The organism is Blautia sp. HA8986, from assembly GCF_056504635.1.
On the sequence record NZ_JBWLUQ010000002.1, the window covers coordinates 1 to 14,276 of the forward strand.

Sequence of the window (14,276 nt, forward strand, 5' to 3'; positions counted from 1 at the left end):
GAAGGCGGGACCGATGACTGGGGTGAAGTCGTAACAAGGTAGCCGTATCGGAAGGTGCGGCTGGATCACCTCCTTTCTAAGGAAAAAGTAGAGAAAAGAAATGTGTTTTACTGTTTAGCTATCAAGGCAACTGAATAATGATATTTCTGGTAGCCGATGCGGTTGGGGGACACACCCGTTCCCATCCCGAACACGACGGTTAAGACCCAAGCGGCCGATGGTACTGCACTGGAGACGGTGTGGGAGAGCAGGTGGGCTGCCAGATCAAATGGAGATGTAGCTCAGTTGGGAGAGCACCTGCCTTGCAAGCAGGGGATCGAGAGTTCGAATCTCTTCATCTCCATGAAATCGCAAGATTTCAAGATGGGCTTATAGCTCAGCTGGTTAGAGCGCACGCCTGATAAGCGTGAGGTCGGTGGTTCGAGTCTACTTAAGCCCATTGGCTTAGTGATAAAACATCAGTCAGCATTGTACCTTGAAAACTGCATACATGAAATTTGATTAAGTTAATCAAATATCCTTAAACGCAAAGTATTAAGAAATTAATGCAAACGCAAAGATAGGAAGACATCGATTTATCTGTTATGAACAGAGTAATCAAACACATGTCGGAAGATACGAGAGTATCGGTACAGACAGAGAATCAAGAGACCGCATCACCTACGCTAGGGTGATGAAGCGAAAGGTCAAGCAATAAGGGCACAGGGCGGATGCCTTGGCACTAAGAGCCGATGAAAGACGTGATAAGCTGCGAAAAGCTTCGGGGAGGAGCAAATATCCCGTGATCCGGAGATTTCTGAATGGGGAAACCCGCATGAGAAGACCTCATGCATCCATACGCCAATCCATAACGTATGGAAGGGAACCCGGGGAACTGAAACATCTAAGTACCCGGAGGAAAAGAAAGAAACATCGATTCCGTAAGTAGCGGCGAGCGAACGCGGAGGAGCCTAAACCGGTGTGCGTGCATGCCGGGGTCATGGACTGCATTTAAGATTCAGCGAAGTTAACAGAACGGTTTTGGGAAAGCCGGCCACAGAGGGTGAAAGCCCCGTACGTGAAAGCCAAGCTGACTGAGCAGGATCCGGAGTACCACGAGACACGAGGAACCTTGTGGGAAGTAAGGGGGACCACCCCCTAAGGCTAAATACTACTTAGTGACCGATAGCGCATAGTACTGTGAAGGAAAGGTGAAAAGGACCCCGGGAGGGGAGTGAAAGAGAACCTGAAACCCTGTGTCTACAAGCTGTGGAAGTGCTTTATATGCACAACCGCGTACTTTTTGTAGAACGGTCCGGCGAGTTACGCTTACTGGCAAGGTTAAGCACTTCAGGTGTGGAGCCGTAGGGAAACCAAGTCTTAAGAGGGCCAGAGTCAGTAGGAGTAGACCCGAAACCGGGTGATCTATCCATGTCCAGGTTGAAGCTGCCGTAAGAGGTAGTGGAGGACCGAACCCACATCCGTTGAAAAGGGTGGGGATGAGGTGTGGATAGGGGAGAAATTCCAATCGAACCCGGAGATAGCTGGTTCTCCTCGAAATAGCTTTAGGGCTAGCCTCGGTGTGAGTCTTGCGGAGGTAGAGCACTGAATTTCCTAGGGGGCGTCAAAGCCTACCGAAGAATATCAAACTCCGAATGCCGTGTAGATATCACCGGGAGTCAGACTGCACGAGATAAGTTGGGCGGTCAAAAGGGAAAGAGCCCAGACCTACAGTTAAGGTCCCAAAGTGCGCGTTAAGTGGAAAAGGATGTGGGATTTCGAAGACAACCAGGATGTTGGCTCAGAAGCAGCCATACATTCAAAGAGTGCGTAATAGCTCACTGGTCGAGAGGTCCTGCGCCGAAAATGTCCGGGGCTGAAACGCGCCACCGAAACTAAGGAATCCGAAAGGATTGGTAGAGGAGCATTGTATATGGGAAGAAGCAGTACCGTAAGGAGCTGTGGACTGTATAGAAGAGAGAATGCCGGAATGAGTAGCGAGATAGAGGTGGGAATCCTCTAGGCCGAATATCCAAGGTTTCCAGGGTAAAGCTGATCTGCCCTGGGTGAGTCGGGACCTAAGGTGAGGGCGAGAGCCGTAGCCGATGGACAACAGGTTGATATTCCTGTACTGCAGTATAACAGAACTGTGGGGACACGTAAGGAGAGCGGGAGCCGGGAATGGAAAGTCCGGTACAAGCGAGGTACCAGTATGGTAGGAAAATCCGCCATGCAATGGGAAGACGTGATGTGGAGCGAATTTTAGTAGCGAAGCCCGTGAGCCATGCGTCAAGAAAAGCCGCTATTGTTTATACTGTACCCGTACCGTAAACCGACACAGGTGGATGAGGAGAGAATCCTAAGGCCGGCGGAAGAAGTATTGCCAAGGAACTCGGCAAAATGGCCCCGTAACTTAGGGAGAAGGGGTGCCTGCGAGAGCAGGCCGCAGAGAATAGGCTCAAGCAACTGTTTAGCAAAAACACAGGTCTATGCGAAACCGAAAGGTGAGGTATATGGGCTGACGCCTGCCCGGTGCTGGAAGGTTAAGAGGAGAGGTTAGACGTAAGTCGAAGCTTTGAATTTAAGCCCCAGTAAACGGCGGCCGTAACTATAACGGTCCTAAGGTAGCGAAATTCCTTGTCGGGTAAGTTCCGACCCGCACGAAAGGCGTAATGATTTGAGCGCTGTCTCGGCAATACATCCGGTGAAATTGAAGTGCCAGTGAAGATGCTGGCTACCCGCGCCAGGACGGAAAGACCCCATGGAGCTTTACTCCAGTTTGGCACTGGGGTCCGGTGTTGCATGTACAGGATAGGTGGGAGGCTGAGAAACGGTAACGTCAGTTGCCGCGGAGCCGCTGTTGGGATACCACCCTTGTGATATTGGGCTTCTAACCAGCCGCCGTGATCCGGCGGTGGGACAATGCCAGGCGGGGAGTTTGACTGGGGCGGTCGCCTCCGAAAGGGTATCGGAGGCGCCCAAAGGTTCCCTCAGAATGGACGGAAACCATTCGAAGAGTGCAAAGGCAGAAGGGAGCTTGACTGCGACACCGACGGGTGGAGCAGGTACGAAAGTAGGGCTTAGTGATCCGGTGGTATTAAGTGGGAATGCCATCGCTCAACGGATAAAAGCTACCCTGGGGATAACAGGCTTATCACTCCCAAGAGTTCACATCGACGGAGTGGTTTGGCACCTCGATGTCGGCTCATCGCATCCTGGGGCTGTAGTAGGTCCCAAGGGTTGGGCTGTTCGCCCATTAAAGCGGTACGCGAGCTGGGTTCAGAACGTCGTGAGACAGTTCGGTCCCTATCCGGCGTGGGCGTAGGATATCTGAGAGGAGCTGTCCTTAGTACGAGAGGACCGGGATGGACGGACCGCTGGTGGACCGGTTGGCTTGCCAAAGCCATGGCCGGGTAGCCAAGTCCGGAAGGGATAAACGCTGAAGGCATCTAAGCGTGAAGCCCCCCTCAAGATGAGATATCCCATTCTTAAAGAAGTAAACCCCCTTGAAGACGACGAGGTAGATAGGGCAGGGGTGGAAGTGTGGTAACACATGGAGCTGACTGTTACTAATCGGGTGAGGGCTTGACCAAGAAACGCAGGTTAAGAATTGATTCAAAGAGTTTGATTAACGATCAACAAGCATGTATGTAGTTTTTAAGGTACAAACCTTAAAATGGCCCAGTGGCTCAGTTGGTTAGAGCGCCGCCCTGTCACGGCGGAGGTCGAGAGTTCGAGTCTCTTCTGGGTCGTTACAGCTAAGCTGTAATGAATTGAATATGGGATCTTAGCTCAGCTGGGAGAGCATCTGCCTTACAAGCAGAGGGTCATAGGTTCGAGCCCTATAGGTCCCATAGATTATGGATGGATTCCCGAGTGGCCAAAGGGGGCAGACTGTAAATCTGTTGGCACCGCCTTCGAAGGTTCGAATCCTTCTCCATCCACTTAAATGCCGATGTGGCTCAATTGGCAGAGCAGCTGATTTGTAATCAGCAGGTTATCGGTTCGAGTCCGATCATCGGCTTTTAACATTTAATAACGCGGGGTGGAGCAGTCTGGAAGCTCGTCGGGCTCATAACCCGAAGGTCATAGGTTCAAATCCTGTCCCCGCTACTTATGCCCAGATAGCTCAGTTGGTAGAGCAGAGGACTGAAAATCCTCGTGTCGCTGGTTCGATTCCGGCTCTGGGCATGTTTTAATGTAAAGTATACGAACAGCTGGTTAGAAAAAGCCTGAGCATGTTTTAATGTAAAACATACAAACGGCTGGTTAGAAAAAGCCTGAGCATCAATTAATTTAATATGGGGTATTAGCTCAGTCGGTAGAGCACTTGACTTTTAATCAAGTTGTCCGGGGTTCGAATCCCCGATGCCTCACTAATTTTAAGAGCACTGTCAAACTGACAGTGCTTTTTTCATGTCCGGAAAGTCACGTGGAATACCATCCTACACATTGTATGAAAACACCCGTTAAAACTCCACGCTATAGAGTATACAGATTTAAAAAAGTATCTGCTACAATAGAGTCAGTTAAGAAAAAGGCAGCGTGTTTCGGGGGAGTCATAGTTGTACGTTTTGTGGGAAAGAATACTTCAGGAGGTGTAGCAAATGATTATTATTGGCGAAAAGATCAATGGTTCCATTCCTTCTGTGGCAGAGGCCATTGCAAAAAGAGATGCGGAATTTATCAAAGACCGTGCAAGAAAACAGGCAGAGGCCGGAGCAACATTTATCGATTGTTGCGCATCTGTTCCGGAAGAAGAGGAAGTTGAAACACTGAAATGGATGATCGACTGTATTCAGGAAGTAACAGATCTTCCGATTTCTGTGGACAGCCCGAGTGCGGATGTACTTGTACAGGCGTATAAATTCTGTAAGAGACCGGGACTTTTCAATTCTGTATCCGGTGAAGGTGACAAGATTGATAAGATTTTTCCTGTTATGGCACGGGAAGAGAATAAGAAATGGGAAGTTATTGCTCTTCTCAGTGACGATACCGGAATCCCGAAGAATGCAGCAGACAGACTTCGCGTATTCGATAAGATAATGGAGAAAGCTAAGGAATATGGAATCTCCCCATCCAGGATCCATATTGATCCGCTGGTAGAGATGCTTTGTACATCAGAGAATGGAATTGAGACAAATATTGAAGTTATCACTTCTGTTCGTGAGCAGTATCCGTCCATTCATATTACAGCAGCGATCAGCAATATTTCTTTCAACCTGCCGGTTCGTAAGCTGATCAATCTTGGATTCATGGTACTGGCTATGAATGCCGGTCTGGACAGTGGAATCCTTGACCCGACAAACAGAGACATGCTTGGTCTTATTTATGCAACAGAAGCTCTTCTTGGAGAAGATGACTACTGTATGGAATACATCGGAGCATACAGAGACGGTCTGATCGGTCCGGTAAAGAAATAATGAATGTATTTAAGAAACCTGCCGGGTTGCGGAGCCTGACAGAATAATCTTAGATAACATATATGGGAAGCACCAATGTACGAAAAAAGATAGCAGTCCCTAAGAAAAAATTTAATGAGTGCAAAATCAATTTCAGGAGGTAAAGTATTATGAGTAAAATGGATGAAGTTTTTGATCTGGTAGTAAGAGGAAAAGCTAAACTGATCGGCGCAGCAGTTCAGGAAGCACTTGATGAGGGGAATGCAGCACCAGATGTTCTTGATAACATGATCAAGGCTATGGGTGTTGTAGGTGAAAGATTTAAAAATAATGAGATATTCGTTCCTGAGATGCTGGTAGCAGCAAGAGCTATGAAGAAAGGTGTAGATGTTCTGAAACCGCACCTTGCAGGCGGAAGCGCAGGCGTAGCTGGAAAAATGATCATTGGAACAGTAGCAGGCGATCTTCATGATATCGGTAAAAACCTGGTAGCTATGATGATCGAGAGTGCCGGATTCGAAGTAATTGATCTTGGTGTAGATGTTCCGATCGAGAAATTCGTTGAAGCAGTACGTGAGAATCCGGATGTTAAAGTTGTAGGTGTATCTGCACTTCTGACAACAACTATGCCGGCTATGAAAGATACGGTTGAAGCTCTTAATAAAGAAGACTTCCGTAAAGATATCAAGATCATGGTTGGCGGAGCTCCTATCACTCAGGAATTCGCAGATGAGATTGGCGCGGACGCTTACACAGCAGACGCAGCAACAGCAGCTCAGGTTGCAAAACAGCTTGTAGCATAATGTAAATATAGATGAAATAATAGTAACGGTCATAAAAATGATCCGCAGAGACTATGAAAATAAAGATAGTTTCTGCGGATTTTTTATAATTAAGATATGTTCGCAGGGGTTACTGTTCACTGGCAATGTTCCGCGAGGTGTTTTTTGTGAGCGAAGGTCACAGAAAACCCGAGACATACTGCGCGAATTTATGCAATTAGCATAAATTCTGTGCATCGCGAAGCGTGTTACTGAGAACGGAGTGAACAGTAACTCGCAGGGCTTATCAGTAATATCTTGCGACGTGTTTTTATGGGAAAAGGTTGTAGATATATATTGGAAGACGGATGTATAAGTTAAGACTTTACTTAATGAAGACAAATGGTTAAACTGGTAATAGTGAGAAAATCAGAGCAGTAAAGAAAACTAAAACAGTAGAATACCTGTCTGAAAATATGGGTAGAAATATAAAGTACAGGGGTGGCGGATTTGAATACATATAAGGTGTTTTTTACAAAAGAAAAAAAAGAAGTTTCGGTGCAGGAAGGTACAACTGTACTGGAAGCTGAGAGGATAGCAGGGTTATCCCCGGATGCACCATGCGGGGGTGCCGGAAAATGTGGAAAATGTACCGTAAAGATCAACGGCTCTGTGGAAAAAGCCTGCCAGATAAAGATTACGGCAGATCTTGAGGTAGAAACAATTGAGCAGGCATCGGAACACAGGATTCTTGTAAAAGGAACAGAGAGAGCAGTAGCTTTTCAGCCGGAGCTGGAGATCCTGGACATTGAGATACAGTCATGTAAAGTTGGGGAAAACAGCTCAGACTGGAAAAGACTTTGTGAAGCTGTAAATAAGAAACTCCGGGAAAAAGGCAGCAAGGCAGACCGGGTGTTCCAGTCGAAGCTGGAAATACTTCCGGTAATCAGCCATCTTATGAAGGAAAAAGGAGGAATAGCCAGAGCAATTGTAAGCGGTGATGAAATTCTGGAGCTGAAAGAACAGGACGATAAACCGGTACTGATGGCTGCGTTTGATATTGGAACAACAACCGTAGCCGGGTATCTTCTGGATGGAAGAACAGGAGAACAGCTGGCAACAGCAAGTGCTTTGAATGTACAGACAGAATATGGTGCGGATGTTATCATGCGTGCCAATTATTCTCTGGAGCATGGTGCAGAGGAACTTTCTGCGTGTATCAGAGTGCTTTTGAAAAAACTGATCCGTACACTTTGTAAAGAAACGGGAAAAGAGCCGGAGGATATCTATCAGGTCAGTGTTGTGGGAAATACCTGTATGCATCACCTTTTCCTGGGAATCGTTCCGGATTCTCTTGTTCATGCACCATATAATCCGGCGATCAGTCATGGCCTTACATTCCCGGCAGAAAAATTCCGTCTGGGAATCCATCCGGGCGGACAGCTGATCGCGCTGCCTGTCATTGCAGGATTCGTAGGAGCTGATACTGTTGCCTGCCTTCTGGCTGTAAATCTTGAAGAAGAGAAAAAGATGACTCTGATGATCGATATTGGAACAAATGGCGAGATCGTTCTTGGAAATTCAAAACGCCGCATTGCGTGCTCTACTGCGGCAGGTCCGGCTTTTGAGGGAGCAAAGATAGCCTGTGGTATGCGAGGCGCAGAAGGTGCCATTGAGCATGCACATCTTGAAGAAGGAAGACTCGTATGCAAGGTAATTGGAGACGGCAAGCCAACGGGAATCTGCGGCTCCGGACTGATCGATATTATTGCAGGACTTCTGGAAGCAGGAGTGATCGATGAGACAGGAAGACTGATGGAAGGACCGAGAGTTGTTCAGATCGATGACAATACGAAAACAGCATATCTTCTGGCAGGTCCGTCTGAATCAAGTAATGGAAAACCTGTATATTTAAGTCAGAAAGATATACGTGAAGTACAGCTGGCTAAGGGGGCCATTGCTGCGGGAATCGCCCTTCTGGCAGAACAGATGGGAATTACTTTGGAGCAGATCGAGCAGGTTTATATTGCAGGAGCTTTTGGAAACTATATGGATCCGGCAGGAGCATGCAGGATCGGCATGCTTCCGGGAATCCTGAAAGACAGGATCATTCCGGTTGGAAATGCAGCAGGAGAAGGTGCAAAGCTGGCTCTCTTAAATAATGAAGAACTTGAACGCGCGGAGCGTCTTGCCCGCCATACAGAATTTCTGGAGCTGGCAGCACTGCCTGAATTCCAGGATGAATTTGTAGATCAGCTGGAATTTCCGGAAGAATAAGAAAGTCTGTTTTACTCAGTTGGAAACAGATTTTGGCATAGGTTATTAAGTGTAGAATTTATGTGGAGGGAACGATATGGACTTAAAAGAATTACAGCAGCTGGGAAAAGAGATCGGCTTTTTTAAAATAGAGGAAATGGATACCGGGAAGATCAAACTGCTTCCGGAGGTGCGCCAGATGTGCAGCACAGATAAATGCCACATGTATGGACGAAACTGGAGCTGTCCACCTGCATGCGGAACTCTGGAAGAGTGCGGAGAAGATATCTCAGGTTATACAAGAGGCATCATCGTTCAGACAAAAGGCGAGCTGGAAGATGAATTTGACGGAGAAGGCATGATGGAAACAGAGGCACTTCATAAAGAACATTTTGTGGAGATGCACGACAGACTGAAAAAAGAATTTCCAAAGCTTCTTTCTCTTGGAGCAGGATGCTGTACCAGATGCGCCAAATGCAGCTATCCAGACGCACCGTGCCGTTTTCCGGAGAAACGTTTTTCTTCAATGGAGGCATACGGAATGCTGGTGACTCAGGTCTGTCAGGACAGTGGGATAGAATATTATTACGGACCTGGAACGATTACATACACCAGCTGTTTTTTCCTGGAATAAAAAGATTGAAGAGGCATGAACAGGTTAGAGAAATTTTTCGGTTCTATTTCTGCGAAAGGCTGACATAGACTTTTGGTAGCTGTATAGCTGTGGGAAATGCGCATTCCCGGCTTTGTCCATTGCAGATGGCTGCGGTGGGAAGAGCGAACAGTAATCGGAAACCTGAAGTTTTAGTCTTTGGCAGAAAGGCGGTATTTTTATGGGATGTGGAAAATTTCATGAATTTCATGATTGCAGTGAACAGCGTGATCGTATGGAAATGCTGCGGATCTTTCAGGTAGCAGCAGTGTTCTTCGGAATTCTTATGGAAAAAATCTCCCGCGTGCAAACTGCCGGAAGAAAAATGATCGAAAGAGGACAGGCATGGTATGCAGCTGCCTGGGCAGATTGGAGATGTGGGACAGGTTATGGAAGTGTGCGAAATGCGGCAGATGCAGGCACAGGACATAATGGTGTGACTGCATCAGGAACGGAAGTGTGCAGAAATAGATGGGGATATGCCCGCAGGGGACGAAAAACTGTAACGGATAAGGTTGATGTGGGCAATAATCCGAGAGATGGAAATGTGTGTTGGAAGTATTTGAGTAGAGGGCTGTCAAGATGCAAACTGCGGGGAAAAATGCACAGTGATGGCGCAGATCTCGCTGTTTGTTGCAGTTCGCATATTCGGACCCCATATGCCGGCACCTGAGGTGACGATGTTGTGCATGTTTCCCTTTTTCAGGTAGCCGCAGGAATTTTCCCAGACGAGGCCGGTAATGATGTTCAGGGGGAACAGCTGGCCGTCGTGGGTATGACCGCAGAGATCAAGGTCTGCACCTGAAGAAGCTACCTCATCCAGCTCCCCGGGCTGGTGATCCATAAAAATAACAGGGCGTCTCAGATCCAGTGATTTGGTAAGCTGGGAAGGACTCTTACGCGTGTCGTCCATTTTGCGGCAGCGGGAAGGGTCCTTCCGTCCTGTAAGATAAAACCGGTCATCAATAAGAACAGTTTCATCATTGAGAAGCCGGATGTTGGCATCTTTCAGGAACTGTGTCATTCTGGGATCATCGTAGTCCTTATTTGCAGAGCGGAAAGTGAATCCCGCAAGGATCGGTTCATTGAGGTCATGGTTGCCCCAGCAGGCATAAACGCCGTATCTGGACCGGATAGAACGAAGGGTGGAGGCAGTTTTTTCCGGGTTTTTCAGCCCTTCATATTCATTGTCAAAAATATCTCCGGCAATGCACACCAGATCCGGCTTTTGGGCATTAATTGCATTGACAAGAAGTTCAGCATTTTTTTCTCCGATGCTGTAGCCAAAATGAATATCTGCAAGCAGGACGATCTTAAGGGAATCCGTTCCTTCCACCTGCTTATCTACTTTCACATCATAAGTTTTTGTCTTAAGATTCCACTGATTTAAAATTCCATAAACACTGATGCCGATAATAAGAAGTGTGCAAATTGCCCCGGTGAGCACGAAAGTTTTCCGGGTGTAAAGCCAGTCCGGATGCAGCGTATGTTTCAGGATCAGTCTTGCCAGATCTGTTGTGACAATGACGATCAGGATATAAAGAAAAGTGCCCTGAAAATAATTTGCCGTATTTTTCAGAAAACGGTGAAATGCCGGCGGCTTCCGGATCAGAAAGCTGGTGAGCAGTGAGGATGCCAGAAAAATATAAACACCCGCAAAGCACACCCGAAACAGCGGTGTCTGAAACAGATGCGTACAGGCTCCCATCCACAGGATCATCCAGCGGACGATATAAATATTAATGAGAATGTAAAACGGTGCGAGAAAAATAGCAAGCATTAAATTTGGTAAACCTCCGTGATTTTCGTAAATGCAGATGTTCAGGTTGTTACAGAGCAATATCACAGAATGTCTGTGAATACTTGAACTATAGCTACACAAGTATAGCGCAAATAATAATTTTTTGCAAAAGAACATATATTAGGAAAAAGACCGATTATGGTGTTTTTATGAAAAAATATGTGTACTTCCGGTATTTTGTGGTGTTTCTGGTGATCGTCCTGCCGTATTTTATGGGGGCGGTGTTTAATGGGGCTGATATGGTCATGGCGGAGCGCAGGCCGGAAGTGGAGATGTTTCTTCCGATTATTGTGTCTTCCCAGATCGGATCGGATATGAAAAAAGAAACCATAAAAGCGCAGACCGTGATTGCAAGGTCGAATATCCGGAGAATACTCGGGGAAGGGAAAATACTTCCGCAGATACTGCAGGAGAAAACTGACGGCAGAGATTATATTAGAAATATTTTTTCCAAAAAAGACAAAGTCTATCAGCAGGCAGCAGAAGAAACGAGTGGTCAGGTGTTGACGTATCAGGGGGAGCTGAAGTTGCTCCCGTGGCATAAGGTCAGCGGGGGAAAAACACGCAGCGGAAAAGAGGCTTTTCGGGATGAGGCATATACATATCTGAAATCTGTGGACAGCAGTAAGGACAAAAAATCGCCGGATTATATGGAGGTGGTTGAAATTCCCGTGAGTCAGGCCGGGGAGGTGAAGATCCGGGAACGGGACAGTGCGGGCTATGTGACAGAGCTTTCCAGCGGAAAAAATCTCCTGGAGGGAGAGAGTTTTGCTGTGGGTATGGGATTGAAGTCTGCGAATTTCAGTTTGCAGAAAAATGGTGATGTGTACGTTCTGCGGGTGCGGGGCAGCGGTCATGGAGCAGGTTTTTCGCAATTTGGTGGAAATGAGATGGCGAAAGGCGGGAGCAGCGCGGAGGAGATCCTGAAAAAATATTTTCCGGCCATGAAACTGGAAAATTTGTAAAAAGTGAATAGAGAGTCATATTCTGGACACCCTATAGATACAGAAACGATGTACTGGTGAACAGTTATCGGAAATGAACATATCAGACAGAGGTGGAAAGAATATGATGAAAAGTAAAGTTGTGAGAGGAATTATCAACGGCGGAGTTCTGGCAGCAGTGGCAGCTCTTGGGATCACAGTGTATCAGCTGGGAACCAAGCCCCTTACGGAGTCAAAAGATGATTCTGTGCAGATGGAGGAGACAGGACTGGAGGAAGAAATCTCCGATGAGGGAGATGCGGAAGTTTCCGGAAGTGGAAGCACAGAGGAGGCAGATGGTTCGGGAATTGCGGATGGGGATTCGGTGAAGAATGCTGCGGTTGATGCGGACGGCATGGCTGGCAGCAGTGGAACAGGAGATATGGCTGACGGAGGTAGCAGTGCTGAAGGAACTGGTGCGGCAGCTGCAAATGCAAATGAAAGTAACAGTGCTGCGGTTGCCGGTGTGAATGGTTCTGCTGTAAGTAAAGCTGCAGGTAAATTAGCAGATGGTACTGGAGCAGATTCTGCGGAAATTGCATCAGCAGGTAATAATTCAACCGGAAACACCGGAACAGACAGTACTGAAACTTCTGCAGCGGGAATTGCTGCACAGAATCTGAATTTTACCGAGAATTCTCTTATGGAGTGGCCGGTCCGCGGAACGGTTCTGATCGATTATAATATGAACGAAACAGTTTATTATCCAACTCTCGACCAGTACAGGGTAAGTCCGGCGATCGCAGTTCAGGCTGTGGAGGACGCACCGGTTTATGCGGCTGCAGACGGACAGGTGCTTTCTGTTGAGCAGGATGCCTGCACCGGAACGACTGTGACGATGGAACTTGGAAACGGGTATCAGGCTGTGTATGGACAGCTTAAAGATCTTACTGTTGCAGAAGGTGATACAGTAAAAGAAGGTGAAGTGATCGGAAATGTCAGCGAGCCGACAAAATATTATTCCGTGGAAGGCCCGAACCTTTATTTTGCAGTGAAGAAGGATGGAAATCCGGTGGATCCGTTTGAGTATCTGGAGTAAAATTTTTATATGAAAATTATGCGGGATATGGAATCCATCCCGCATAATTGTACTATACCCACATAAAATTTCACGAAGAATCTTTTTTACCGGGATGAAAACGTGTATAATCATAAATATAAATATCTGCACATAACGATAGCATATGACAGACATAAAGGACAGAGGAAGAGGTACATATATATGAATATTAATGAAATAGCCAGACTTGCAGGCGTTTCCAGAGCGACTGTATCCAGATATCTGAATAATGGGTATGTAAGCAGTGAAAAGAAAGCAGTCATCCGGAGAGTGATCGAGGAGACTGGTTATCAGCCGTCCTCCCAGGCACAGACACTTCGTACGAAAAAAACAAGTCTGATCGGTGTCATCCTTCCAAAGATCAATTCCGATACCATAAGCCGTGAAGTTGAAGGAATCAGTGATATTCTTACACGGAGAGGATACCAGCTGATTCTTGCCAATACCAATAATAATGTGGAAGAGGAACTGAAATATCTTTCGCTTTTTAAAGAGCGTCAGGTGGACGGAGTTGTTTTTATTGCCACCATGTTTACAAGGAAGCATAAGCAGATGCTTAAGGATTATAAGGTTCCTATTGTACTTCTGGGACAGCATCTGGACGGATATCCTTGCATTTATCAGGATGATTATAAAGCTGCTTTTCAGGTGACGGAGAAACTTGCGGAGAAAGGCAGCAAGTTTGCCTATATTGGAGTTACAGATAAAGATGTGGCTGTAGGTGCACAGAGAAGAAAAGGATTCGAAGATGCCCTTCGTAAGAAAAAGCTTGAGATTGTGCCTGAGAGGATGAAAGTGGGAAGTTTTACCATGGATTCAGGATATGAGATGGCCAGGGAGCTTTTTGAGGAGGATCCGTCCATTGATTCTCTTGTGTGCGCTACAGATACCATGGCAGTGGGAGCCATGACTTACCTTAAGGAGATAGGACTTCGCATTCCCGAGGATGTGCAGATTGCGGGAATCGGTGATGGAGTTCCGGGCAAGATCGTGGAGCCGAAACTTACTACCATGCATTTTTATTACAAAACAAGTGGGATGGAGGCAGCAGCTATGCTGGCCGACCTTATTGAGAATGATACCGGGATCAGCAAGGAGATCAAGATGGGATGTGAACTTGTGGAACGGGAATCTCACAGATAACAGAATAGTTAAGTCAGGCAGAAGCAGGTTCTTTTTGGAAAGGGATCTGCTTCTTTTTTGTGCCATTGGGGACGGGGATTTTGGTTCTGATATCGGTTCTTATGGAATATGTACAATTTTCAGTATGAAAATTTGTGAGATGTTTCGGATTTACAAATGAGATCGTTGTGGTTATAATACAATCAAGATATGAGAACGATTCCACATTAAAACACAATAAAGAAAATGAAATATATGTG

The 14,276-nt window shown here is 46.6% G+C and carries 9 protein-coding genes, 9 tRNA genes and 3 rRNA genes; 20 read left to right on the plus strand and 1 reads right to left on the minus strand.

The features are described 5' to 3' along the window. The 17 genes from AC04Q4_RS12685 to AC04Q4_RS12765 form a co-directional block, all read left to right on the plus strand. Positions 1-76, plus strand: a 16S ribosomal RNA gene (locus tag AC04Q4_RS12685); the annotation flags it as partial. 69 nt (positions 77-145) lie between these two features. After that, positions 146-265, plus strand: a 5S ribosomal RNA gene (rrf, locus tag AC04Q4_RS12690). A gap of 5 nt (positions 266-270) precedes the next feature. After that, positions 271-343, plus strand: a tRNA-Ala gene (locus AC04Q4_RS12695). 22 nt (positions 344-365) lie between these two features. Continuing rightward, positions 366-439: transfer RNA gene (locus tag AC04Q4_RS12700), tRNA-Ile, on the plus strand. 245 nt (positions 440-684) lie between these two features. Continuing rightward, positions 685-3,572: ribosomal RNA gene (locus AC04Q4_RS12705) — 23S ribosomal RNA — on the plus strand. An 85-nt stretch (positions 3,573-3,657) separates the two neighbouring features. Then, positions 3,658-3,731: transfer RNA gene (locus tag AC04Q4_RS12710), tRNA-Asp, on the plus strand. 29 nt (positions 3,732-3,760) lie between these two features. Next, positions 3,761-3,833: transfer RNA gene (locus tag AC04Q4_RS12715), tRNA-Val, on the plus strand. Between the two features lie 8 nt (positions 3,834-3,841). Further along, positions 3,842-3,923, plus strand: a tRNA-Tyr gene (locus AC04Q4_RS12720). 7 nt (positions 3,924-3,930) lie between these two features. Further along, positions 3,931-4,003 (plus strand) — tRNA-Thr (locus tag AC04Q4_RS12725). A gap of 15 nt (positions 4,004-4,018) precedes the next feature. Further along, positions 4,019-4,092 (plus strand) — tRNA-Met (locus AC04Q4_RS12730). Between the two features lie 5 nt (positions 4,093-4,097). Then, positions 4,098-4,170: transfer RNA gene (locus AC04Q4_RS12735), tRNA-Phe, on the plus strand. 112 nt (positions 4,171-4,282) lie between these two features. Continuing rightward, a tRNA-Lys gene (locus tag AC04Q4_RS12740) sits at positions 4,283-4,355 on the plus strand. Positions 4,356-4,586: 231 nt separating this feature from the next. Further along, positions 4,587-5,402, plus strand: coding sequence for a dihydropteroate synthase (locus AC04Q4_RS12745; protein ID WP_476389098.1), 816 nt, complete (start codon positions 4,587-4,589; stop codon positions 5,400-5,402). Positions 5,403-5,551: 149 nt separating this feature from the next. Beyond that, complete coding sequence (locus AC04Q4_RS12750; RefSeq protein WP_119240974.1) at positions 5,552-6,184, plus strand: corrinoid protein; 633 nt, start codon at positions 5,552-5,554, stop codon at positions 6,182-6,184. 468 nt (positions 6,185-6,652) lie between these two features. Then, positions 6,653-8,419, plus strand: coding sequence for an ASKHA domain-containing protein (locus AC04Q4_RS12755; protein ID WP_476389099.1), 1,767 nt, complete (start codon positions 6,653-6,655; stop codon positions 8,417-8,419). A 76-nt stretch (positions 8,420-8,495) separates the two neighbouring features. Then, positions 8,496-9,032, plus strand: coding sequence for a DUF2284 domain-containing protein (locus AC04Q4_RS12760; protein WP_173757219.1), 537 nt, complete (start codon positions 8,496-8,498; stop codon positions 9,030-9,032). Positions 9,033-9,231: 199 nt separating this feature from the next. Then, on the plus strand, positions 9,232-9,723 hold the full coding sequence (locus AC04Q4_RS12765; protein WP_476389100.1) for a hypothetical protein: 492 nt from the start codon (positions 9,232-9,234) through the stop codon (positions 9,721-9,723). Here AC04Q4_RS12765 and AC04Q4_RS12770 read toward each other — a convergent pair. Continuing rightward, positions 9,628-10,830 (minus strand): metallophosphoesterase, encoded by a 1,203-nt coding sequence (locus tag AC04Q4_RS12770; RefSeq protein WP_476389101.1) that lies wholly within the window; start codon positions 10,828-10,830, stop codon positions 9,628-9,630. The genes AC04Q4_RS12765 and AC04Q4_RS12770 overlap by 96 nt on opposite strands. A 170-nt stretch (positions 10,831-11,000) precedes the next feature. On the opposite strand from AC04Q4_RS12770, the gene AC04Q4_RS12775 reads away from it, so the two are divergent. From AC04Q4_RS12775 to AC04Q4_RS12785, 3 genes are all read left to right on the plus strand, one after another. Continuing rightward, on the plus strand, positions 11,001-11,816 hold the full coding sequence (locus AC04Q4_RS12775) for a SpoIID/LytB domain-containing protein (RefSeq protein ID WP_173738128.1): 816 nt from the start codon (positions 11,001-11,003) through the stop codon (positions 11,814-11,816). A gap of 103 nt (positions 11,817-11,919) precedes the next feature. After that, entirely contained in the window at positions 11,920-12,873 is a 954-nt protein-coding gene (locus AC04Q4_RS12780) for a peptidoglycan DD-metalloendopeptidase family protein (RefSeq protein ID WP_476389102.1), read from the plus strand. A 183-nt stretch (positions 12,874-13,056) separates the two neighbouring features. Continuing rightward, a complete protein-coding gene (locus AC04Q4_RS12785; RefSeq protein ID WP_173738126.1) occupies positions 13,057-14,037 on the plus strand; it encodes a LacI family DNA-binding transcriptional regulator in 981 nt (326 codons plus the stop codon). The last annotated feature ends 239 nt before the right edge of the window (positions 14,038-14,276 follow it).